The 22,173-nt window shown below is 67.8% G+C and carries 19 protein-coding genes and 1 tRNA gene; 11 read left to right on the forward strand and 9 right to left on the reverse strand.

Annotation, left to right across the window (positions count from 1 at the left end; all coding sequences use genetic code 11):
- Positions 1-4 precede the first annotated feature (4 nt).
- From glgA to glgX, 3 genes are read left to right on the forward strand one after another with little or no spacing between them, the layout of a single operon-like run.
- Positions 5-1,453 carry a glycogen synthase GlgA gene (gene glgA / locus HRV97_RS02130; RefSeq protein ID WP_174192043.1) on the forward strand — a complete coding sequence of 483 codons (1,449 nt, stop codon included), beginning with the start codon at positions 5-7 and terminating at the stop codon, positions 1,451-1,453.
- Entirely contained in the window at positions 1,450-3,072 is a 1,623-nt protein-coding gene (locus HRV97_RS02135) for an alpha-D-glucose phosphate-specific phosphoglucomutase (protein WP_174192044.1), read from the forward strand. Before glgA ends, HRV97_RS02135 begins: the two co-directional genes overlap by 4 nt.
- Positions 3,059-4,822, forward strand: coding sequence for a glycogen debranching protein GlgX (glgX, locus tag HRV97_RS02140; RefSeq protein ID WP_174192045.1), 1,764 nt, complete (start codon positions 3,059-3,061; stop codon positions 4,820-4,822). The genes HRV97_RS02135 and glgX overlap by 14 nt, the downstream gene beginning before the upstream one ends.
- A gap of 294 nt (positions 4,823-5,116) precedes the next feature.
- Here the strand turns inward: glgX and dinB are convergent, their stop codons facing one another.
- Positions 5,117-6,202, reverse strand: coding sequence for a DNA polymerase IV (gene dinB / locus HRV97_RS02145; RefSeq protein WP_174192046.1), 1,086 nt, complete (start codon positions 6,200-6,202; stop codon positions 5,117-5,119).
- Between the two features lie 98 nt (positions 6,203-6,300).
- Between dinB and HRV97_RS02150 the strand changes: the two genes are divergently transcribed.
- On the forward strand, positions 6,301-6,960 hold the full coding sequence (locus HRV97_RS02150; RefSeq protein ID WP_174192047.1) for an epoxyqueuosine reductase QueH: 660 nt from the start codon (positions 6,301-6,303) through the stop codon (positions 6,958-6,960).
- A 155-nt stretch (positions 6,961-7,115) separates the two neighbouring features.
- Positions 7,116-8,927 (forward strand): translation elongation factor 4, encoded by a 1,812-nt coding sequence (gene lepA, locus HRV97_RS02155; RefSeq protein WP_174192048.1) that lies wholly within the window; start codon positions 7,116-7,118, stop codon positions 8,925-8,927.
- 40 nt (positions 8,928-8,967) lie between these two features.
- Here the strand turns inward: lepA and HRV97_RS02160 are convergent, their stop codons facing one another.
- Positions 8,968-9,513, reverse strand: a complete 546-nt coding sequence (locus HRV97_RS02160; RefSeq protein WP_174192049.1) for a putative antibiotic biosynthesis monooxygenase — start codon at positions 9,511-9,513, stop codon at positions 8,968-8,970.
- Positions 9,514-9,613: 100 nt separating this feature from the next.
- Here HRV97_RS02160 and modA point away from each other — a divergent pair, with 100 nt between their 5' ends.
- The 3 genes from modA to HRV97_RS02175 are packed head-to-tail and all read left to right on the forward strand — an operon-like array spanning position 9,614 to position 11,662.
- A complete protein-coding gene (gene modA, locus HRV97_RS02165) occupies positions 9,614-10,363 on the forward strand; it encodes a molybdate ABC transporter substrate-binding protein (RefSeq protein WP_174192621.1) in 750 nt (249 codons plus the stop codon).
- Positions 10,360-11,043 carry a molybdate ABC transporter permease subunit gene (gene modB, locus HRV97_RS02170; protein WP_174192050.1) on the forward strand — a complete coding sequence of 228 codons (684 nt, stop codon included), beginning with the start codon at positions 10,360-10,362 and terminating at the stop codon, positions 11,041-11,043. Before modA ends, modB begins: the two co-directional genes overlap by 4 nt.
- Positions 11,033-11,662: an ATP-binding cassette domain-containing protein gene (locus HRV97_RS02175; protein WP_174192051.1), complete on the forward strand. Its 630-nt coding sequence runs from the start codon at positions 11,033-11,035 to the stop codon at positions 11,660-11,662. Before modB ends, HRV97_RS02175 begins: the two co-directional genes overlap by 11 nt.
- On the opposite strand, the gene HRV97_RS02180 is transcribed toward HRV97_RS02175, so the two are convergent.
- The 3 genes from HRV97_RS02180 to HRV97_RS02190 form a co-directional block, all read right to left on the reverse strand.
- Positions 11,641-11,717 (reverse strand) — tRNA-Arg (locus tag HRV97_RS02180). The two genes, HRV97_RS02175 and HRV97_RS02180, sit on opposite strands and share 22 nt — an antisense overlap.
- A 187-nt stretch (positions 11,718-11,904) precedes the next feature.
- Positions 11,905-12,111, reverse strand: coding sequence for a hypervirulence associated TUDOR domain-containing protein (locus HRV97_RS02185; protein WP_174192052.1), 207 nt, complete (start codon positions 12,109-12,111; stop codon positions 11,905-11,907).
- 90 nt (positions 12,112-12,201) lie between these two features.
- Positions 12,202-15,207 carry a TonB-dependent receptor gene (locus HRV97_RS02190; protein ID WP_174192053.1) on the reverse strand — a complete coding sequence of 1,002 codons (3,006 nt, stop codon included), beginning with the start codon at positions 15,205-15,207 and terminating at the stop codon, positions 12,202-12,204.
- Between the two features lie 204 nt (positions 15,208-15,411).
- Between HRV97_RS02190 and folE the strand changes: the two genes are divergently transcribed.
- The 3 genes from folE to HRV97_RS02205 are packed head-to-tail and all read left to right on the forward strand — an operon-like array spanning position 15,412 to position 17,109.
- Positions 15,412-16,038 carry a GTP cyclohydrolase I FolE gene (folE, locus tag HRV97_RS02195; RefSeq protein WP_174192054.1) on the forward strand — a complete coding sequence of 209 codons (627 nt, stop codon included), beginning with the start codon at positions 15,412-15,414 and terminating at the stop codon, positions 16,036-16,038.
- A complete protein-coding gene (locus HRV97_RS02200; protein ID WP_174192055.1) occupies positions 16,035-16,763 on the forward strand; it encodes an SDR family oxidoreductase in 729 nt (242 codons plus the stop codon). The genes folE and HRV97_RS02200 overlap by 4 nt, the downstream gene beginning before the upstream one ends.
- On the forward strand, positions 16,756-17,109 hold the full coding sequence (locus HRV97_RS02205; RefSeq protein ID WP_174192056.1) for a dihydroneopterin aldolase: 354 nt from the start codon (positions 16,756-16,758) through the stop codon (positions 17,107-17,109). Before HRV97_RS02200 ends, HRV97_RS02205 begins: the two co-directional genes overlap by 8 nt.
- 4 nt (positions 17,110-17,113) lie before the next feature.
- Here the strand turns inward: HRV97_RS02205 and HRV97_RS02210 are convergent, their stop codons facing one another.
- The 4 genes from HRV97_RS02210 to HRV97_RS02225 all read right to left on the reverse strand — a co-directional run bounded on the left by HRV97_RS02210 (position 17,114) and on the right by HRV97_RS02225 (position 22,047).
- On the reverse strand, positions 17,114-18,013 hold the full coding sequence (locus HRV97_RS02210) for an acyl-CoA thioesterase (RefSeq protein WP_174192057.1): 900 nt from the start codon (positions 18,011-18,013) through the stop codon (positions 17,114-17,116).
- Positions 18,014-18,218: 205 nt separating this feature from the next.
- A complete protein-coding gene (locus HRV97_RS02215) occupies positions 18,219-19,346 on the reverse strand; it encodes an acyl-CoA dehydrogenase family protein (RefSeq protein ID WP_174192058.1) in 1,128 nt (375 codons plus the stop codon).
- A 194-nt stretch (positions 19,347-19,540) separates the two neighbouring features.
- The gene (locus HRV97_RS02220; protein ID WP_174192624.1) at positions 19,541-20,728 is read right to left on the reverse strand and encodes an acyl-CoA dehydrogenase family protein; all 1,188 of its coding nucleotides are present in this window, start codon (positions 20,726-20,728) and stop codon (positions 19,541-19,543) included.
- The gene (locus HRV97_RS02225) at positions 20,722-22,047 is read right to left on the reverse strand and encodes an amidase family protein (protein ID WP_174192059.1); all 1,326 of its coding nucleotides are present in this window, start codon (positions 22,045-22,047) and stop codon (positions 20,722-20,724) included. The genes HRV97_RS02220 and HRV97_RS02225 overlap by 7 nt, the downstream gene beginning before the upstream one ends.
- Positions 22,048-22,173 lie beyond the last annotated feature (126 nt).

Consider the following 22,173-nt stretch of genomic DNA (forward strand, 5'->3'; position numbering starts at 1 on the left):
ACGGGTGACGATCCGCGTCCTCTCCGTCGCATCCGAGGCGTACCCGCTGGTCAAGACCGGCGGGCTCGCCGACGTAGTCGGTGCGCTGCCCGCCGCGCTCGCCGCGCACGATGTTGAGACGACCACGCTGATCCCGGGCTATCCCGGCGTCACCGCCACGCTCGGCAAGGCGCGCGCGGTACACCGCTGGCCCGCGCTGCTCGGCACGCCCGCGCGTCTGCTGTCGGGTGAGATCGAGGGGCATCCGCTGCTGGTGCTCGACGCGCCCGAGCTGTTCGCGCGCGACGGCAACATCTACGCCGATCCCGGCGGCAAGGACTGGCACGATAATTGGCGCCGCTTCGCCGCGCTCGCACGAGCCGCTGCCGATCTTGGGTCGGGTGCGGTAAAGGGGCGCAGCTATGATGTCGTCCACGCGCACGACTGGCAGGCAGCGCTCGCGCCCGTCTACCTGCGCCACGCACCCGCGGGCGAGCGCGCCGCGCGGTCGGTCATCACCATCCACAACATCGCGTTCCAAGGTTGGTTCGACGCGGGCGTCCTGCCGTGGCTCGGCTTGCCCGACGATCTGTTCACGCTCGACGGCATCGAGTTCTTCGGCGGCGTCGGCTACCTGAAGGGCGGCATGCAGTTCGCCGACGCGATCACCACGGTCAGCCCGTCCTACGCGCAGGAAATCCTCTCACCAGAGTTCGGCATGGGGCTGGAGGGCCTCGTCGCCGCACGGCGCGACCGTGTGTCTGGGATCGTCAACGGCATCGACCCCGCGATCTGGAATCCCGCGACCGACACTGCGCTGCCCGCGCGCTACACCGACCGCACGCTCGGCAAGCGCGCCGCCAACAAGCGCGCCGTCGAGGCGCGTTTCGGCCTGGAACCCGGCGATGGCCCGATCTTCACGGTGGTCAGCCGCCTGACTTGGCAGAAGGGCATGGACGTGCTCGGCGAGTGCGTCGACGATCTCGTCGCGATGGGCGGGCGCCTCGCGCTGCTCGGCTCGGGTGACCCCGCGCTGGAGGAAGCGTTCCGCCTCGCCGCCGATCGCCATCCCGGCCGCGTCGGCGTGATGGTCGGCTACGATGAGCCCGTCTCGCACCTGCTCCAGGGCGGCGCCGACGCCATCCTGATCCCGTCGCGCTTCGAGCCGTGTGGGCTGACGCAACTCTACGGCCTCGCCTATGGCTGCGTGCCCGTGGTCGCGCGGACGGGCGGGCTCGCCGACACGATCATCGACGCGAACGAGGCCGCGCTGGCGGCGGGCGTCGCGACCGGCATCCAGTTCACCGGCGTGTCGCGCGACACGCTCACCGCCGCGATCGCGCGCGCCGTGCGCCTCTACGCCGATCGCGCGACCTGGGCGACGATCCAGAAGCGCGGGATGCGCAGCGACTTCTCCTGGGACCGTAGCGGATTGCGCTACGCCCAACTCTACCGGGGGCTCCTCGACACATGATCCGCGCCGTTACAACGACCCCGTACCTCGACCAGAAACCCGGCACCTCCGGCCTCCGCAAGAAGGTGCGCGTGTTCCAGCAGCCGAACTATGCCGAGAATTTCATCCAGTCGGTGTTCGACGTGATCGAGCACGAGCGCGCGGGCGCGACGCTGGTGATCGGCGGCGACGGCCGTTTCCTCAATCGCGAAGTGATCCAGGTCGCGATCCGCATGGCCGCGGCGGCCGGCTTCGCGCGCGTCGTGGTGGGGCAGGGCGGCATCCTCTCGACGCCCGCTGCCTCCAACCTCATTCGCAAGCGCGGCGCGCTCGGCGGACTGATCCTGTCGGCCAGCCACAATCCCGGCGGGCCGACCGAGGATTTCGGGATCAAGTACAACGTGTCGAACGGCGGCCCCGCGCCGGAAAACATCACCGACGCGATCTACGCTCGCACCAAGGTGATCGACACCTGGTATGCCGCGGACACCCCCGACATCGACCTGGACACGCTCGGCGAGGTGCAGGTCGCCGGCATGACCGTCGAGGTGGTCGACCCCGTCGCCGATTACGCCGAGCTGATGGAGACATTGTTCGACTTCGACGCCATCCGCGCATCGAAACTAACGATGGCCTTCGACGCGATGAGCGCCGTCACCGGCCCCTACGCGACCGAGATCCTCGAACGCCGGCTCGGCTTCGCGCCCGGCACGGTGCGCAACGGCACGCCCTTGCCCGATTTCGGCGGCCACCATCCTGACCCCAATCTCGTCCACGCGCGAGCGCTGTACGACACGATGATGGGAGAGGGCGCCCCCGACTTCGGCGCCGCGTCCGACGGCGACGGCGACCGCAACCTCATCATTGGGCGTGGCCGGTTCGTGACCCCATCGGACAGCCTGGCGATGCTAGCCGCTAATGCACACCTTGCGCCCGGTTACGCGGGCGGATTGAAGGGCATCGCGCGCTCGATGCCGACCAGCGCCGCCGCCGATCGCGTCGCAGCCGAGCTCGGCATCCCCGCCTATGAAACGCCGACGGGATGGAAGTTCTTCGGCAACTTGCTCGACGCCGGCATGGCGACGATCTGCGGCGAGGAGAGTGCGGGCACCGGCAGCGATCACGTCCGCGAGAAGGACGGGCTCTGGGCAGTGCTGCTATGGCTCAACATCCTCGCCGCCACCGGCAAGAGCGTCGACGAACTAGCGCGAGAGCACTGGGCGCGCTTCGGCCGCAACTATTATGCGCGGCACGATTACGAGGGTGTCGACAGCAGCGCCGCCGACACGCTGATGCGCGATCTGCGCGGCAAGCTCGCGACCTTGCCGGGCACGATGATCGGCGCGCTGACGATCGCGCAGGCCGACGACTTCGCCTACACCGACCCGACCGACAGCTCGACCAGCGCCAACCAAGGCGTGCGCATCCTGTTCGAAGGCGGCAGCCGCGTCGTGTTCCGCCTGTCGGGCACCGGCACCAGCGGCGCGACGTTGCGCGTCTACCTCGAACGCTACGAGCCCGCGACTGGCGATCTCGACGCCAACACCGGCAAGATGCTAGCCGACATCGTCGCGGCGGCGGACGAACTCGCCGGCATCCGCCTGCATACTGGCCGCAGCGAGCCCGATGTCGTCACCTGAGCTCGGCGCGCGCGTCGGGCCGCACGGAACCAGCTTCGCCGTTCGCGCGCCGGCGGCGAACGCGGTGTGGCTGTGCCTGTTCGACGGCGAGGCAGAGCGCCGCGTCGCGATGACCCGCGACCGCGCGATCTGGCGCGCGGACGTGCCGGGCGCGGGCGAGGGCACCCGCTACGGCTACCGCGCCGACGGTCCACCCCCGCACGACGCGTCCAAGCTGCTGATCGATCCCTACGCCACGACGCTCAACCGCGCCTTCGCCTACGATCCGGCACTGACCGAGCACGGCATCGACTCCGCCGCGCTCGTGCCGAAGGCGGTGGTAAGCGCCCACCTACCGCTCGCATCCGCACCGCCCGTGTTCCGCCACGGTGGCCTGATCTACGAGGTCAACGTCCGCGCCTTCACGATGCTGCACCCAGACGTGCCCGAGGCGCAGCGCGGCACGATCGCGGCGGTCGCGCATCCGGCGGTGATCGCCCACCTACGCAAGCTCGGTGTCGACGCGGTCGAGCTGATGCCCGTGGTCGCCTGGGTCGACGAGCGGCACCTGCCGCCGCTCGGCCTCGCGAACGCCTGGGGCTACAATCCTGTGGTGCCGATGGCGCTCGACCCGCGCCTCGCCCCCGGCGGCGTCGCTGAACTGCGCGACACCGTCGCGGCGCTGCGGCAGGCCGGGATTGGCGTCATCCTCGACCTCGTGTTCAACCACACCGGCGAGAGCGACGCGCTTGGCCCGACGCTGTCGCTCCGTGGCCTCGACGCCGCCGCCTACGCGCGCGACGGCGAGGGCAGGCTGATCAACGACGCGGGCACCGGCAACACGCTCGATTTCGCCAATCCGGCCGTGCGCAACCTGACGCTTGCGACCATGCGCCATTTTGTCGCCAACTGCGGCGTCGACGGCTTCCGCTTCGATCTCGCCACCGTCATGGCGCGCGGTCCCGGCTTCGACGCGCATGCGCCGATCTTCGCCGAAATTGCGGCCGACCCGCTGCTCGCCGATCGCGTGCTGATCGCCGAGCCGTGGGATACTGGCCCCGGCGGCTACCAGCTCGGCGCGTTTCCGCCCAACTGGCTCGAGTGGAACGACCGCTTCCGCGACGACGTGCGCCGCTTCTGGCGCGGCGACGGCAGCAGCGGCGCGCTCGCGACCCGGCTGTCGGGGTCGAGCGACGTGTTCGGTGACCACATCACCCGCAGCGTCAACTTCGTCGCCGCGCACGACGGCTTCACGCTCGCCGACACCGTCGCCCACGCCGAGCGCCACAACCACGCCAACGGCGAGAACAACCGCGACGGCCACGCGCACGAAGTGTCGTGGAGCAACGGCGCGGAAGGTGCCTGCGATGATGCCTCGATCGCCGAGCGCCGCCACGCCGACCAGCGTGCGCTGCTCGCCACATTGTTCGCCAGCCGCGGCACGATCATGCTGACCGCGGGCGACGAGTTCGGCCGCTCACAAGCAGGCAACAACAACGCCTACGCGCAGGACAACGCGACCACCTGGCTCGACTGGCACGTGCGCGACCGGCAGCTGGAAGATTACGTCGCCGGCCTGTCGCGCCAGCGCCGCGCGTGCGCGGCCTTGACTGACCCCGCGACCCGACACGACGCGCGCTGGCGGCGGCTCGACGGCGGCGAGATGGTGCAAGCGGACTGGGACAGCACCGCGGGGTTCGCGATGACCGTCGACGGAGTTACGCTGCGCATCAGCCGTGATGCACGATCGGTGACGGTCGAGCAGGGCTGACAGGGGCACTGCGCCACTCCGGACCTGATTCGCAGTTCCGTTTCTCGCGAACCGACCGTCAGGAGCATTTTCACCTGTCCGACTCACCGTGATCCCGGAATTGATCCGGGATCCCGCTTCCTTCTCCTGCTTTGTCCGAGAAGCGGAGTCCGGGTGGCGAAAGGATGCGCGTCAAGCTGAACAGGACGCGCTCTCGATACGATGATCGGCAGCCAGCGCCGCGGGCAAAGCCCGCGTCGGTCGGCGCGATGCGCCGCCGGCCGCGCTGGTCGCCGAGGCGCGAAATAGCTTACGCTATTGCGCTGCGATCAGCGGCAATCCTGGCTGCACTTCTTCATACCCGCGCACGATCCCCGACAGCGTCAGCCCCAGCAGCCTGATGCCGCCCGCGACCGGCAGTTCGGGCGCGATCAGCATGCGCCCGATCGCCAGCATCTCCGCCTCGCTCGCCACCAGATCGCTCACCGATCGCGCGCGCGTGATGGTGTGGAACTGGCTGTCGCGCAGCTTGAGCGTCACCGTACGCCCGCGCGCCTGCTTGCGCTCGGCCCGCGCCCAGGCAGCCGACGCGACGTGTGCCAGCGCGGCGTCGATCTCGTCGGGCGTGGACAGATTGGTCTCGAACGTTCGCTCCGCCCCAATCGACTTGCTCTCGCGGCTGGATCGCACCGGCCGCTCATCCACGCCGCGCGCCGCACGGTAGAGATAGTCGGCGTAGCTGCCGAAATGCGCGCGCAGGAACTCGACCGGCCGGTCGCGCAGGTCCGCGCCCGTCTCGATTCCCAACCGCGACATCTTGGCCGCGGTGACCGGCCCGACACCGTGGAACCGCTTGACCGGCAGGCTGGCGACGAACGCCGCGCCCTTGCCCGGAGGGATCACGCACAGCCCATCGGGCTTGTTCTGGTCCGAGGCGAGTTTTGCGATGAACTTGTTGTAGCTGACCCCGGCCGAGGCAGTGAGGCCCGTCACTTCCTTGATCCGCGTGCGAATTTCCGCCGCGATCGCCTTGGCCGAGCCGAGTTCGCGTCGGTCGACCGTCACGTCCAGATACGCTTCATCCAGGCTCAGCGGCTCGATCTCGGCCGTGTAATCGGCGAAGATCGCGTGGATCTGCCGGCTGACCGCGGCATAGACCTCGAACCGCGGTTTGACGAACAAGAGCTCGGGACAGCGCCGCCGCGCGACCGACGAGGGCATCGCGGAGCGGACCCCGAACACGCGCGCCTCGTAGCTTGCCGCTGCCACGACGCCGCGCGCGCTCGATCCGCCGACCGCGAGTGGACGCCCGCGTAACGCTGGGTCGTCGCGCTGCTCGACCGACGCGTAGAAAGCGTCCATGTCGACGTGGATGATCTTGCGGACGGGCGCCTCGGTCACGTGCGTCGTATAGCGGCTGCACGCGCTGTCGTGTACCCGTTTCGTTCGCGCGGGCGCGGCTGTTTTCGCAGAGCCGCAAATCCGCTATGCCGCGCCGCATGATCAATTTCCAACGCCCCGTCCTCGTGCCGCCGAACGGCGAGAAGAAAGTGCTGCTTCATTCCTGCTGCGCGCCGTGTTCGGGCGAGGTGATGGAAGCGATGACCGCGAGCGGGATCGACTACACGATTTTCTTCTACAACCCCAACATCCATCCCAAAGAGGAATATCTGCTCCGCAAGGAGGAGAACATCCGCTTCGCCGAGGAGCACGGCGTCCCGTTCGTCGATGCCGATTACGACACGGTGAACTGGTTCAAGCGCGCGAAGGGGATGGAGTGGGAGCCCGAACGCGGCGCGCGCTGCACCATGTGCTTCGACATGCGATTCGAGCGCACCGCGCTCTACGCGCACGAGCATGGCTTCCCGGTCATCACCTCCTCGCTCGGCATCTCGCGCTGGAAGGACATGAACCAGATCAACGGCTCGGGCGAGCGCGCCGCGTCGCATTATCCCGGCATCGATTACTGGACGTTCAACTGGCGCAAGGGTGGCGGTGCCGCACGCATGATCGAAATCTCCAAGCGCGAGCGCTTCTACCAGCAGGAATATTGCGGCTGCGTCTATTCACTGCGCGACAGCAACGCGCACCGAGTCTCGCAGGGTCGCGAGGAAATCCGCATTGGCGAGTTGTACTACGGCGACGATGCCAAGGGCTGATCCGCCGATCGCGAGCCTGATCATCAATACGCCGCAAGGTCGTGCTGCAAGACTGGATCATCCCGCGCGTTAGGTGCGGCGGCGCCTGCGGCGTGCGGCGTGACCGATGCGTGACGCTTTGGCTTTTGCGCTGCGCCTGCTAACGCGCGCGGATCATGGCTACCCCGCTCTCGCACATCCGCAATTTCTCGATCATCGCGCATATCGACCACGGCAAATCGACGCTCGCCGACCGGCTGATCCAGGCAACCGGCGGTCTGTCCGACCGCGAGATGAGCGAGCAGGTGCTCGACAACATGGACATCGAGCGCGAGCGCGGCATCACCATCAAGGCGCAGACCGTGCGCCTCGCCTACAAGGCGAAGGACGGCGAGACCTACACGCTCAACCTGATGGACACGCCCGGCCACGTCGACTTCGCCTACGAAGTGTCGCGCAGTCTCGCGGCGTGCGAGGGGGCGTTGTTGGTGGTTGATGCGGCGCAGGGGGTCGAGGCGCAGACGCTCGCCAACGTCTACCAGTCGATCGAGCACAATCACGAGATCGTGCCGGTCATCAACAAGATCGACCTTCCCGCCGCTGAGCCCGAGCAGGTGCGCAAGGAGATCGAGGACGTGATCGGCATCGACGCGTCGGAGGCCGTGCTCGCCAGCGCCAAGTCGGGCATCGGCATCGCCGACATCCTCGAAGCGGTGGTGAACAAGATCCCGTCGCCCAAGGGCGATGCGACCGCGCCGCTCAAGGCGATGCTGGTCGATTCGTGGTATGACCCGTATCTCGGCGTCGTGATCCTGGTGCGTGTGATCGACGGCGTGCTGAAGAAAGGCCAGCAGGTCACCTTCATGCAGACCGGCACGCAGCATCTGGTCGACCGCGTCGGCTGCTTCCGCCCCAAGATCGAGCAGCTCGCCGACCTCGGCCCCGGCGAGATCGGCTTCATCACCGCGCAGATCAAGGACGTGGCGCAGGCGCGCGTCGGCGACACGCTGACCGACACCAAGCGCCCCGCGGCCGAGCCGCTCGAAGGCTTCAAGGAAGTCCAGCCCGTCGTGTTCTGCGGGCTGTTTCCCGTCGACGCCAACGATTTCGAGAAGCTGCGCGAGTCGATTTCGCGCCTGCGGCTCAACGATGCGTCGTTCAGCTTCGAGATGGAAACCTCGGCCGCGCTCGGCTTCGGTTTTCGCTGCGGCTTCCTGGGGCTGCTCCACCTCGAGATCATCCAGGAGCGGCTGACACGCGAGTACGACCTCGACCTCATCACCACTGCGCCTAGCGTCGTGTACGAGATCGAGCTGACGCATAACGGCGGCAGCATCGAGCTGCACAACCCCGCCGACATGCCCGATCCCAACAAGATCGCGACGATCAGCGAGCCGTGGATCGAGGCGACGATCTACGTGCCCGACGAATATCTCGGCTCGATCCTGAAGCTGTGCCAGGACCGCCGCGGTATTCAGAAGAATCTGACCTACGTCGGCGGGCGCGCGCAGGCGACCTACGAACTGCCGCTCAACGAGGTCGTGTTCGACTTCTACGACCGGCTGAAATCCTTGTCGAAAGGCTATGCCAGCTTCGACTATCACCAGGTCGGCTATCGCGAGGGCGACCTCGTCAAGATGTCGATCCTGGTCAACGACGAGCCGGTCGACGCGCTCAGCATGATCGTCCACCGCGGCACCGCCGAGACGCGCGGGCGCGGCATGTGCGAGCGGTTGAAGGAGCTGATCCCGCGCCACCTGTTCAAGATTCCGATCCAGGCCGCGATCGGCGGCAAGGTGATCGCGCGCGAGACGATCAGCGCGATGCGCAAGGACGTGACCGCGAAATGCTACGGCGGCGATGCCAGCCGTAAGCGCAAGCTGCTCGACAAGCAGAAGAAGGGCAAGCTCAAGATGCGCGAGTATGGCTCGGTCAGCATCCCGCAGGAAGCGTTCATCGCCGCACTGCGGATGGGCGACGAGGGCTGATCGGCAGCGTCGCTTTCTCGCGATAGCGTAGCAGCGACGCTCAGGTCCGCAATCGTCCCGCCTCGTCCTTGAGCATCCACGCGCGCGCCGCACGCTGCACACGTGGCAGGATGACCCATTGCAGCAACGAGGTGAGGCACAGGGACGACACGATGACCTGCACCGGCGGTGGCACGGTCGGCAGCAGCGCGCGGATTGTGGTGCTGACGATCAGCAGCACCGGCAGCACCGACAACCAAGTGACCAGGAATCGCTTCCACCGCGCCGCGCTGGCGTCGCTCGGCAATTCGATGTCGACGTCGCGCCCGTCCGCCACCTGATCGATGCCGATCGTCAGGTCGCGCGCGCGCCGCTCTAGCTGTTGGTATGTGTCACCGGCGCGGAAGCGCTCGAGGTCGTCCCGGCTGTCGAAACGGAGCAGCAGGTGGCGCAGCGCATTCGTCTGGCCCAGCCGTACGATGCCGCAGAAGCCCGGGGCGCGCTTCGCCGCGTTGCTTACCTCGTCGATCCAGCGCGCGAAGTCGACGGTCTTGCCCGGTCGCACGGCGTGGCTGACGATCAGCGTCGACGAGATATTATCCTGCATCAATCTCCAACGAGCGGCGCGTGCCCGCGTTGCGTCGTGCGACGGGCGCCATCGCCGCGGCTGGTGCCGTCGTATCGAGCGCGATACAGCAGGCGGCATGATGTTTCGCACGGTCCTGCTGCTGCTCGCCGCTCTCGCCTCGCCGGCTCAGGCACAGCGTGCCGCCCCGACCGTGCTCGCCGCGGCGAGCATGCAGGAGGCGATGAACGACGCCGCCGACGCCTGGGCGCGCGCCGGGCACGCGCGACCGGTGCTCGCCTCCGCGGCGTCCTCGGCGCTCGCGCGGCAGATCGAGGCGGGCGCGCCGGCCGACCTGTTCGTCTCCGCCGATGCCGAGTGGATGGACGCGCTTCAGCGGCGGAACCTGCTGGCGCCCGGCAGCCGCGCGATCGTCGCGCGCGGTCGCCTCGTCGTTGTCGCCCCCCCGGGCACCGCGTCGTTGAACGGCAAGCGCGGCGCATCGCTCGCGCGCGTGCTCGGCGCCGGTCCGCTGGCGATGGCCGACCCTGCCTCGGTTCCGGCGGGCCGTTACGGGCAGCAGGCGCTGACCCGCATGGGCGCGTGGGACGCGGTCGCGCCGCGCGTCGTACGGGCGGAGAACGTCCGTGCCGCGCTCGCATTGGTGGAGCGCGGCGCCGCCCCCTACGGCATCGTCTACGCCACCGACGCGCGCGCCTCGACGCGGGTGCGCGTCGTCGGTGCTTTTCCGCCGAACAGCCACGCGCCGATCGTCTATCCGCTTGCGCGGCTCGCGCGGTCGCGCAACCCGTCGGCCGAGTCATTTCGCCGTTACCTGTTGTCGAGCACAGGCCAGGCCATTCTCGCGCGACGCGGCTTCCTGACGCGGTGAGCGACCTCGCGGGCATTGTTCGCCTGACCCTGCTCGTCGGCGGCACCGCGACGCTCGCCTGCCTGCCGGTCGCGTTCCTGCTCGCCTGGGTGCTCGCGCGCTGGCGCTTTCCCGGCAAGGTCGTGCTCGACGCGATCGTTCATCTGCCGCTGGTCGTGCCGCCGGTCGTGACCGGCTGGGTGCTGCTGCTCGCCTTCGCCCCCGCTGGCCCGGTCGGCGGCGTGTTGGAGCGTTGGTTCGGCGTCAGCGTGCTGTTCCGCTGGACCGGCGCGACGATCGCCGCCGCGGTGATGGCCTTGCCGCTGATGGTACGCGCGATGCGGCTGTCAATCGAGGCGGTCGACCGCCGGCTCGAACAGGCCGCGCGCACGCTCGGTGCCTCGCGCTGGCGCGCCTACGCGACCGTCACGCTGCCGCTCGCGCTTCCGGGCGTGTTCGCGGGCGCGGTGCTCGGTTTCGCGCGCTCGATTGGCGAATTCGGCGCGACGATCACCTTCGTCAGCAACGTGCCCGGCGAGACGCAGACGTTGCCGCTCGCCATTTATGCCGCGCTGCAACAACCCGGCGGCGAGCAGCAGGTGTGGCGGCTGGCCGCGATCTCGGTGTCGCTGTCGCTGGTGGCGCTGGTGGTGTCGGAGGCGCTGGTGCGGCGCGCGGGCCGTGGCACCCATGTCCTTTGACGTCGACCTCACGCTGCGCGACGGCCGCGTGTCCGCGCGGTTCGACGTGCCAGGCGGTGTCACGATCCTGTTCGCGCCATCGGGCGCAGGCAAGACCAGCGTGCTCGACGCGATCGCCGGCCTGCTCACGCCGGAGCGCGGCCACGTGCGGGTGGATGGGCGTACATTGTTCGACTCGGCCGCGAGGGTTAACCTGCCGCCCGAACGGCGCCGCGCGGGTTACGTCTTTCAGGACGCCCGCTTGTTTCCACATCGCCGCGTCCGCGCCAACCTTCTATACGGCGCGCGTGACGACAGCGGACTGGCAGAGGTGGCCGATTTACTCGGGATCCGACACCTGCTCGCGCGCTGGCCGCGCACGCTGTCGGGCGGCGAGGCGAAGCGTGTCGCGATCGGCCGCGCGCTGCTCAGCCGGCCCGACTTCCTGCTGCTCGACGAACCGCTCGCGTCGCTTGACGCCGCACGCCGGGACGACGCCATGCGCGCGATCGCGAGCGTGCGCGACGCCACGGGTTTGCCGACACTGCTGGTGACCCACGATCGCGCCGAGGCAGAGCGGCTCGGCGACCGTATCGTCGAGCTTGCCGGCTGTGATGATGGTGCCCCCGGCGAGATTTGAACACGCGGCCTGCGGTTTAGGAAACCGACGCTCTATCCGGCTGAGCTACGGGGGCACTGCGAACTGAATATCGCGCCGGGGTCGCATAATCAATCCGACGCGTAGCGCGAAGGATTGGGTCGGGGTCGCGATCACGCACCGCGTGGGTCCTTAAGATCGCTGCTCATGATCGAAACTTGGCAATCACGAACGCTGGCCGAGCAGGCGAGGGGAAGCTCGCCACGCTCGGCACTTGATCACGCTCACGCCTTCTTGAGCGCGTCCGGCTTGTGCGCGGCCTTGGCGCCGCTGTCGGTTTTGACGATGTACTGCGGGTCGTCCTTAGACGCCTTGACCGTGTGGCTCTTGATCTTGGTGTCGCTGGTCTGCTTCTTCTCGACCGTGCCGTGCGCTTCGCCGCCGTGCGACTTCCACGTGACCTCGTCGCCCTTCTTCAATTCCTTGGTCATCCGCTTTCTCCTTTGACGTGGATCAATTTGCGGCACGCCGAAAGGTTGCGCGCGGCGGCAGTCTCAAGGTGAGACTCGCCGCGCGCTGCGTCAGAACTTGAACCCGGCCGCGACGCCGTAGCGCCGCGGCTCGATCGTGAAGACGTTGGTGTACAGGCCCGACGATTGGTCGGTGACGTACAGGCCCGTCAGCGCATTGTTCTTGGTCAGGTTGGACACGAAGCCGCGAACGTAGAAGCGATCGTCGGGGCCGTTCAACTGGATCTGCGCGTTGACCACCTCGTAACCGGGCAGGCGGTCGATCGGCAGGTTGAAGATCGTGCCATAGGTATTGCCGGTGTAGTTCAGGTCGGCACGCGGCACGAGCGTGAAGCCGCTGTCGCCGAAATCGATCGTATACTGCGCGCCGATCGACCATTTGTAGGTCGGCGCATTGGGCAGCTGGTTGCCACGCACGTTGGTTTCGACACCGGAGCCGAGCACCTGGATGCCGCCGAACGCCGCGCCCACGGCGCTCGCCTGCGCGGTCAGTGCCGAGCAGATGCTGAATGCGCCGGTGGTGGTGGTGCCGGGAACCGCGCCGGGCGCGCGCAGCAGCGCGGCGTTGCCGAACGAGGTGCCGATGGCCTGGTTGATCGCCCCGACGAAGGCGTTCGCGCCGGCCGCGTTGCCGGCGATGGTCGGCACCACCGCGCAATTTGCCGAATTGGTGATGTCCTTGATGATGACCGTGTCCGACCGCCCGCCTGAGGGGTCGCGCGGGTTGGCGAGGAAGCGATCGTCCGACACCTTGGTCTTCAGATAGCTGGCATTCGCGTTGACCACGAAGCGCGGGATCGGGCTGATCACCGCTTCCGCCTCCACGCCGTAGATGTCGGCGGCGACATTGTCGTTGACCGAGGTGCGCGCGACGATGCGCGACAATTGCAGGTTCTTGTACCGGTAGTAGAAGCCGGTCAGGTTCAGGCGGAAGGCACCCCCGCCGAACGTGTTCTTGGACCCGATCTCGAACGCGTCGACGCTCTCGGGCGCGAAGGCGGTCGGCACCGCGAACACCGGAGACAGCGGCGGGTTGATGCCGCCCGATTTGTAGCCGCGCGAATAGGATGCGTAGAGCAGATTGTCGGGCGTGATCTTGTAATCGAACACCGCGCGCCCGGTCACGCGCGAGAAGCTGACATTGTCCTCGGCATAAGGCTGCACGCCGGCACGCGTCGCGTCGTAATCATACCGGCCGCCGTCCATGATCGGGAAGGCGTTGGCGGTGCCGAACGGGACCAGCACCGGGGCGCCGACGGCGGCATTGTCGACCAGCAGCGAGGTGCGCGCGCGAATGAACTTGTCGTCGTTGTTGTAACGCAGGCCGAGTGTCAGCTTCGCGCGCTCGCTGAATTCGAAGTAGGTCTCGCCGAAGATGCCGTAGCTCTTCAGGCGGAACTTGGGCGAGCTGTTGCGGTAGAATGGCGTCGCCGCGAACGCGGTGCCACCCGAGCGGCCCGCGCCGAGCAGACCCGAGGCATAATCGAGCCCGAACGCCGTGACGTAATAATCGTTGGCCTGCTTGCTGTCGAAATAGATTCCGCCGAGCAGGAAGTTGAACATGCCGTCGAACTTGCTGTCGATGTGCGCCTCGGCACTGTACTGGCGCGCCTTGTTGTACGACCGGTCGACGTCGAGCGCGGTCGGCGCACATACGCTCGCCCCGCCGTACACGCCTGAATTGTTCGAATCGGGCAGCGACTGACACAGGGTGCCGGTGCCATTCGGGATCAACGTCTGGCGCACCCCGTTCAGCACCGCGCCGGGTGCACCGGGCCGACCGATCGCGTTCAGCGTGTTCAGCCCCATATTGCCTGCCAGGCTGTTCTCTACCGCCAGATTATAGTCGGTGGTCGAATCGACGGTGTTCTTCATGTAACCGCCGGTGAAGTTGAAGCTGATCGGCCCGAAATCGTGGAAAATCTTGGCCGTATATTGCTGCTCCTCGGCGAAATAGGTCGGCTCGGCATCGATGCGGACGCGGCGCACGCTGGCCGGATTGACGACGCCGAAGAACTGATCCTGCGCCTGGTACACGCTGCCGAGCGCGAACGGCGCCAGCGCGCCCGCGCCCGATACAGTCAGGAATTCGCGGCTGGTGAAGACCGAGGCTAGCGTCGAATTGCCGTTGGTGGTGCCGTTGGCGAGCCGGTCGGGCGAGCAGCCGAGGATGCCGGTCGAGTCGCGGTTGCACAGCTGCTTTTGAATGCGGCTGCGATCGTCCTTTTCGCGGAAATAATAGGCGATCAGGTCGACGCGCGTGTCGGGATTGGGCTCCCACGACAAGGTGCCGCGCACCGAGTAGAGGTCGCGGCCGTCGATGCGATTGCCGGTATATTCGTTCAGCGTGTAGCCGTCGCGCTTGAGGTAGGTGCCCGCAACGCGGATGCCGAGCGTATCGGTGAACGGCAGGTTCAACATCGCGCGAACGCGCTTCGAATCGTAATTGCCGTACTCGAACTCGCCAGCGGCGTGGATGCCGGACAGATCGGGCTTCGCGGTGATGAAGTTGACCACGCCCGACGTGGCGTTGCGCCCGAACAGCGTGCCTTGCGGCCCGCGCAGCACCTCGACGCGTTCGAGGTCAAAGAACTCGCTCTCGAACAGGCGGGTGGCGAGCAGCGGCATGTCGTTGACGTGGATCGCGGTCGCGCTGTCGCAGGTGGTGCCCACGCACAGGTCGCCGACGCCGCGGATGGTGAAGCTCGACGAGGTGAAGTTGGTCTTGGTGAAGGTGATGTTGGGCAGCGTTTGTTGCAGCGCCACCGGATTGACGATCTGCTGCCGCTCCAGATTCTCGGCGGTGAAGGCGGTGACCGCGATCGGCACATCCTGTAGTCGCTGCGACTGGCGTTGCGCGGTGACCACGATGTCGCCGGCATAGCCCTGCGTCGTAGCGGCGGGCGTGTTGGTCGGGGTGGAGGAGGGTGCCTCCTGTCCCGGGCCGTTCGTAGGTGCGGTATTCTGTGACGATGTGGTGGCCCCGGTCTGCGCATAGGCCGGAACCGTTGTCACGAGCGCGAGCGCCGACGCGGCGAGCAGGTCGAACTTCTTCATGGCATCCCCTCCTGGGAACCGCCCCCGCTCTATGGCGATGTGACGGTGTTTCGATGAACCGGTATGGAGGAAACGACAGTTTCTCGTGGTCGTCAATTGAAAATATTACCGATGTTAACTGGTCGTGAGAAACGTGTCCGAAAAGAGACAGTAGCGAAATCGCTGATTGATCCTGCTACGGGGCGGGTCGAAGGAGCTGGTACCATGACGACGATCGAGAGCGGCGAGCCGGAGGATGGCGACCTGATGGCGAGCGACGGCAAGCTGCCCGTGCCCGACCATGTCGCCGCGGCGATCCGCACGCTGATCGAATGGGCCGGCGACGATCCGGCACGCGAGGGGCTGGTCGATACGCCGAAGCGCGTCGCGCGCGCGTGGAAGGAATATTGCAGCGGTTACGGCGACGATCCCGGCATCCATTTGTCGCGCGTGTTCGAGGAGGTCGGCGGCTACGACGAGATCGTGCTGCTCAAGGACATTCCGTTCCAGTCGCACTGCGAACACCATATGGCGCCGATCATCGGGCGCGCGCACATCGCTTATCTGCCGCGCAACCACGTCGTCGGCATCTCCAAACTTGCGCGCGTGCTCCACGGCTTCGCGCGCCGTCTGCAGGTGCAGGAGCGGCTGACCGCGGAGGTCGCCGACTGCATCTGGAACGGCCTCAACCCGCACGGCGTCGCGGTGGTGATCGAGGCGAGCCACGCCTGCATGACCGCGCGCGGCGTGCGCACCCCCGGCGTCGCGATGGTCACCAGCCGGATGATGGGCGTGTTCCGCGACGACGATCGCAGCCGCAAGGAAGTGCTGTCGCTGATGGGGCTTTCTTGAGGGTTCTGGTCACCGGCGGCGCAAAGCGGCTGGGCGCAGCGATCGCGCGCGCGGTCGCAGGCGCGGGGCACGAGGTGGTGATCCACTATGGCACGTCGCGGGACGAGGCCGAGGCACTCGCGCGCGAGCTGGACGCTGACACCGTCGGCGGCGATCTTGCCGATACCGCGATGCTCGCAGATTTGTTCGCGCGCGCGACGGCAGGCGGCGCGATCCATGGCCTGGTCAACAGCGCGTCCGTGTTTGCGTTCGACGCACCCGACGCGATCGACCCCGCGCTCGCCGCACGCCTTCACGCAATCAACTGCGTCGCGCCCGCAATCCTCACCGCCGGGCTCGCCGCGCAAGGAGGCGAGGGAGCAGTGGTCAACCTGCTCGATCAGAAGCTCGCCAATCCCAATCCCGATTTCTTCTCCTACTCGCTCAGCAAGTTCGCGCTGGAGGGCGCCACGACGATGCTGGCGCAAGCCTTCGCCCCGCGCGTCCGCGTCAACGCGGTGTCACCCGGCCTGACGCTGCCGAGCGGCGACCAGAGCGCGGCCGAGTTCAATCGCGTCGCACGTGCCAACCTGCTCGAACGCCCGGTCGGCGCCGAGGCGGTGGCGGCGGCGGTGGTCTATCTGCTGGAAGCGCGCAGCGTCACCGGGCAGAACCTGTTCGTCGATTGCGGGCAACGGTTTCTCGCACGCGACCATGACGTCATGTTCGAGGGGCGCGATGCCTGATTACACCGTCATCATCGACGACCTCGATGTCGCGATGCGGCTCGGCATCTACCCGCACGAGGCAACGCCGCAGCGTGTGCGATTGTCGGTGCGGATGCGCGTCCGCTACGACCGCGCGCCGAGCGCCGATCGGATCGAGGAAGTGCTCGATTACGATTTCGTGCGCGACGGCATTCACGGCCTCGCTGCGGGCCCCGGCTTCGCGTTGCAGGAAACGCTGGTCGAGGCCGTCGCCGCGCTGTGCCTCGCCGACGCGCGCGTCCGCGAGGTGCGCGTACGCTCGACCAAGCTCGACATCTACCCCGACGCGACCGTCGGATGCGAGATCGTCCGCACGCGCGATTGAGGCGTCAGTCGACCTTCGGCTTGGGCGTGCGCATCCGGATCAGTCCTTCCTGCGCGACGCTCGCGACCAATCGTCCGTCCTGCGTGAAGATCTGCCCGCGGTTGAACCCGCGCGCGTGCCCCGCCCAGGTGCTGTCGCAGGCGTAGAGCAGCCATTCGTCGGCGCGGAACGGCTCGTGCAGCCACAATGCGTGGTCGAGGCTCGCGCTCTGCAAGCCCGGCGAAGTCCAGTTGACGCCGTGCGGCAGCATCGACGTGCCGAGCAGCGCCATGTCGCTGGCGTAGGCGAGCACCGCGCGGTGCACCGCGGCGTCGTCGCCGATGGGTGCGCAGATGCGGAACCAGCTGTGCTGCACCGGGTCGGTCGGCTGCGGCTTGAACCATTTGCGCGGATAGACCGGGCGGATCTCGATCGGGCGCGGGCGCAGCAGGTTGGCGCGGAATCGCTCGTCGACGTGGACGCTCTCGCGCGCGCGGATCGTCGCCTCGCTTTCCAGCGTCTCGGGTGCCGGCACGTCGGGCATCTGCGCCTGGTGGTGGAAGCCCTCCTCGGGCACCTGGAACGAGGCGGCCATGTTCAGGATCGGCTGCCCGCGCTGCATCGCGATCACGCGGCGGGTCGCGAAGCTGCGCCCCTCGAAATCGCGCACCACGCGGTAGATGATCGGGTGCTGCTCGTCGCCCGCGCGCATGAAATAAGCGTGAAGCGAGTGCGCGATCTTGGGCGCATCGGTCGAGCGCTGCGCCGCCTGCAACGCCTGCGCGATCACCTGCCCGCCGAACACGCGCCCGACGCCTCCGCGCGCGCGCCGCCCGCGGTACAGATCGGTGTCGATCTCTTCGACGTCGAGCAGGTCGACCAGATCGGCGGCGAGATCGGCGGGAGTTGGGGTCGTGTCGGTCATTCTATCCTCCCCGAGATGGCGCAGCAGGTCGGGTCGTCCCCCGGACGATCCTCGATCATGCGGGGCATGATCGACCTGCTGCGGGGGACCAGCCGCAGGCTGGTGGAGGGGAAGCGCCGCGAACGCTCCGCCTGCCGTGCTCCCCCTCCACCAAGCCGCTACGCGTCTTGGTCCCCTTCCCCGTGCCGGGGAGGACAGCCGCTCGTCAATAGCCCGCCGCGCGTGCGAGCTGGTCGGCGTGGAAGTTCGCGTCGCCGAACATCTCGGCCAGCACGCGCCCGCGCTTCATGTAGAAGCCGATGTCATACTCGTCAGTCATGCCGATGCCGCCGTGCATCTGCACGCCTTCCTGTACCGCCAGCGTCGCCGTGATCCCGGTCATCGCCTTCGCGACCGACACCGCTGCCTCAGCCCGGTCGTCGCCCGCGTCGAGCAGTTGCTGCGCCTTCAACACCGCAGCGCGCGCGACTTCCATCTCCGCGTACAGATGCGCGGCGCGGTGCTGCAGCGCCTGGTAGCTGCCGATCACCGTCCCGAACTGCTTGCGTTCCTTCAGGTAGCCGAGCGTCATGTCCATCGCGCCGCCGCCGACGCCCAGCATCTCTGCCGCCGCACCCGTGCGCCCCGCGCGTAGCAGCCGGCCGAGCGGATCGCGCCCGGCATCGACCTCGCCGATCACCGCGTCGGCGTCCACCTCGACTCCGTCGAACTCGATGCGCGCCGCCAGGCTCGCGTCGGTCAGCCGCTCCGGGCGCGCCGCCAAATTGGCCGCATCGCGCGGCACCGCGAACAAAGTCACGCCTTCGTCATCCTCCGCCGAGCCCGCGGTGCGCGCCGCGACGATCAGCAGGTCGGCGACGTGGCCGTGCGTCACGAACTGCTTGGCGCCGGTCAGCTTGAAGCCGTTGCCAGACCGCTCCGCCTTCATCCCCACCGCGTTGCGATGCTTCGCGCCCTCGTCGATCGCGAGGCCCACGACCGTGTCGCCGGCGATGATGCCGGGAAACCAGCGTTCGGCCTGCGCGTTGCCCTTCAGTGCCTCGACCGCCGCGACCGCGGTGGTGAGGAACGGCGAGGGCGACAGGTTGCGCCCGATCTCCTCCAGCACCACGCCGGCCTCGACGTGGCCGAGCCCGAGCCCGCCCTGATCCTCGCCGATCAGCATCCCGGTAAAGCCCATCTCGGCGAACTGCTTCCACAGGTCGCGGCTGAACCCGGTCTGGTCGTCGGCGTCGCGCAGCGCGCGCATGTGGCTGACGGGCGCGTGTTCGGCGACGAAGTCCTTCGCGGTGTCGCGCAGCATCGTCTGTTCGTCATTCAAGAAAAGCGGCATTCTATGACTCCCTCTCCCCGGTGGGGAGCGGCGGGTCGGTCAGGCTTCCAGCCTGACCTTGATCGCACGGGGTGCGATCAACCCTCCGCTGGCTGGGGTGAGGGGACGCCCCACGCACCAGCCCAAATTTGATGTTGTCGAGTGGGGCAACCCCTCACCCAACCCTCTCCCCCAAGAGGGAGAGGGCTAGCTTGTCACGCCCCCGGCAGCTCCAGGATGCGCTTGGCGATGATGTTGAGCTGGATCTCGCTCGTTCCGCCCTCGATCGAGTTCGCCTTGGTGCGCAGCCACGCGCGCGCATGGTGCCCGCCGCGGCTCGCCTCGCTCTCCCACTCGAGCTCGTCCGATCCGCCCGCCGCCATCATCAGCTCGTGGCGGCTCTTGTTCAGCTCGGTGCCGTAATATTTCATCATGCTCGGCTGCGCGGGATGCGCGCGGCCGGCCTTCAACTCGTCGATGAAGCGCTCGCTCTGCGCGGTGAAGGCACGCGCGCGCACCTCGAACAGCGCGATCTGCGCGCGCAGCAGCGGGTCGGCGAGCCGCCCGTCATGGTCGAGCCCGATCGTCGCCAGCGCACCCTCGATCAGCGGGTTCTTGCCACCTGCGCCCAGACCCATGCCCGAGATCATCTCGCGCTCGTGCCCGAGCAAATATTTGGCGACGTCCCAGCCGCGGTTGAGCTCGCCGACCAGATTCTCCTTCGGCACCTTCACATTGTCGAAGAACGTCTCGCAGAACGGCGAATAGCCGCTGATCAGCAGGATCGGCTTGGTCGAAACACCGGGCGTGCGCATGTCGAACAGCACGAAGCTGATCCCGCCCTGCTTGGTCGTCTTGTCGGTCCGCACCAGGCAGAAGATCCAGTCGGCCTTGTCGGCGTAGCTGGTCCACACCTTCTGCCCGTTGACGAGGAAATGGTCGCCCTTGTCCTCGGCGCTCGTCGCCAGGCTGGCGAGGTCGGAGCCCGCATTGGGCTCGGAATAACCCTGGCACCAGCGGATCTCGCCGCGCGCGATCTCAGGGAGAAAGCGCTTCTTCTGCTCCTCGGTGCCGTATTTCAGCAACGCCGGCCCGAGCATCGAGATACCGAACGAGTAGAGCGGATTGCGCGCGCGGATGCGGGCCAGCTCTTCGCGCAGCACCTTGGTCTCGGCCGCCGAGAGCCCGCCGCCGCCATATTCCTTGGGCCAGTCGGGCACAGTCCAGCCGCGCGCGCCCATGCGATCCATCCACGCCTTCTGCGCGGGCGTCATGTCGCTCTGGTCGCGGCCACCCCAGGCGGTGTCCTTGTCCGAGCGGATAGGCTCACGCATCTCCGGCGGGCAATTCTCCTCCAGCCAGGCGCGTGTTTCGGTGCGGAACGTGTCGAGGTCGGTCATAATCGGCTCCTGACGAGGTCGTGCGCGACGCGCGCGACCGCGATGGCGTGATGGTCGGCGTATAGGTCTGCGATCACCTGGACCCCGATCGGCAGGCCGTCGGCGTCGTGCCCGATCGGCACGCTGGTCGCGGGCAGCATCGGCAGCGTCGCGAGCCCCGGCCAGGCGAACTGGTGAAAGAACTGCGTGTCGGCGCCGTCGATGTCGAGCCGCCGCGCCGCGAGCGGCGTATCGTCGTGCGGGAAGGCGGTCATGCCGACCGTCGGCGCAATCACCGCGTCATACTCCTCGAACAGACGGCGCCACTGCCGCTGAATACGCGCCTGCTCGTCGTGGAGGTGCAGCCAGGTATCGACCGAGGCGGGCGGGCGGCTGTCGGGCGGACCACGCCGCGACATCGCGATGTTGAGCATGTTCCAATACGTGTCGTGCTGCCGCGCGAGGTCGGGCAGCAGCTCGCTCGCACGGTCGACGCGCGCGCCGGCCTGCTCCATTGCGGTCCCTAGCGTCTCGAGCGCCACCACGATCGCATCCTGCGCGGTGGCGAGCGGATGGCTGGTGAGCAGCAGGACGCGTAACTCGCCCGCATCGCGCAATGTCGACGCTTTCAGCGGATGGTCCGCCACCACGTCGATCGCGGCGTCGAGGTCGTCGGCATCGCGCGCCATCGGTCCGATCACCGACAGAACCGTCCGCGCGCTGTCGGTGCCCGGATGGAAATGCCCGTCGGTCGGCAGCACGCCCCAGGTCGGCTTATGCCCCCACACGCCGTTAAAGGCGGCAGGGACGCGGATCGACCCGCCGATGTCGGAGCCGAACTCGAGCGGCACCATCCCGCTCGCCAGCGCCACCGCCGATCCGCCCGACGATCCGCCCGCGCTGCGGTTCGGGTTCACCGCGTTCACCGTGCGGCCATAGACCGGATTGTTCGATTGCAGGTCGGACAGCGCGGGCGGCACGTTGGTCTTGCCGAGCAGGACCGCGCCCGCCGCCTTCAACCGCTCCACCGCCACCGCGTCGGCGGCAGGCACGAAGTCGCGGTGCTCCTCGAACCCGAACGTCGTCGGCAGCCCGGCGACGTCGTAGCTTTCCTTGATCGTCATCGGCACGCCGAGGAGGGGCGCGTCGAACCCGTCCGCGATCCGCTGATCAAGCGCGGCGGCGGCGGCACGCGCGCGATCGAAGTCGCGCACGACGACGGCGTTCAGCGCGCCGTCGCGAGCCTCGATCCGTGCGATCGCCGCGTCGACCTCGGCGAGCGCGGTGGTCTCGCCAGCACGAACGGCGGTGGCGGTGGCGAGGGCGGTAGGTTCGTGAGCCACTAGCCCTCTCCCCGTCGGGGAGAGGGTTGGGTGAGGGGCTGATCGAGGCGTAACCGCTTCATGCAGCCGCAGCCCCTCACCCCAACCCTCTCCCCGCAGGGGAGAGGGAGCAGGTTGCGCCCGACC

The organism is Sphingomonas hominis (assembly GCF_013328205.1).
Lineage (GTDB): Bacteria > Pseudomonadota > Alphaproteobacteria > Sphingomonadales > Sphingomonadaceae > Sphingomonas > Sphingomonas hominis.

Coding starts and splice junctions, on each gene's coding strand:
- HRV97_RS02205 (WP_174192056.1), top strand. CDS start 16,756: ATGCCTGATTACACCGTCATCATCGACGACCTCGATGTCGCGATGCGG.
- HRV97_RS02160 (WP_174192049.1), bottom strand. CDS start 9,513: ATGCAGGATAATATCTCGTCGACGCTGATCGTCAGCCACGCCGTGCGA.
- modA (WP_174192621.1), top strand. CDS start 9,614: ATGTTTCGCACGGTCCTGCTGCTGCTCGCCGCTCTCGCCTCGCCGGCT.
- HRV97_RS02185 (WP_174192052.1), bottom strand. CDS start 12,111: ATGACCAAGGAATTGAAGAAGGGCGACGAGGTCACGTGGAAGTCGCAC.
- HRV97_RS02175 (WP_174192051.1), top strand. CDS start 11,033: ATGTCCTTTGACGTCGACCTCACGCTGCGCGACGGCCGCGTGTCCGCG.
- HRV97_RS02210 (WP_174192057.1), bottom strand. CDS start 18,013: ATGACCGACACGACCCCAACTCCCGCCGATCTCGCCGCCGATCTGGTC.
- HRV97_RS02150 (WP_174192047.1), top strand. CDS start 6,301: ATGATCAATTTCCAACGCCCCGTCCTCGTGCCGCCGAACGGCGAGAAG.
- HRV97_RS02215 (WP_174192058.1), bottom strand. CDS start 19,346: ATGCCGCTTTTCTTGAATGACGAACAGACGATGCTGCGCGACACCGCG.
- folE (WP_174192054.1), top strand. CDS start 15,412: ATGACGACGATCGAGAGCGGCGAGCCGGAGGATGGCGACCTGATGGCG.
- lepA (WP_174192048.1), top strand. CDS start 7,116: ATGGCTACCCCGCTCTCGCACATCCGCAATTTCTCGATCATCGCGCAT.
- HRV97_RS02135 (WP_174192044.1), top strand. CDS start 1,450: ATGATCCGCGCCGTTACAACGACCCCGTACCTCGACCAGAAACCCGGC.
- HRV97_RS02190 (WP_174192053.1), bottom strand. CDS start 15,207: ATGAAGAAGTTCGACCTGCTCGCCGCGTCGGCGCTCGCGCTCGTGACA.
- glgX (WP_174192045.1), top strand. CDS start 3,059: ATGTCGTCACCTGAGCTCGGCGCGCGCGTCGGGCCGCACGGAACCAGC.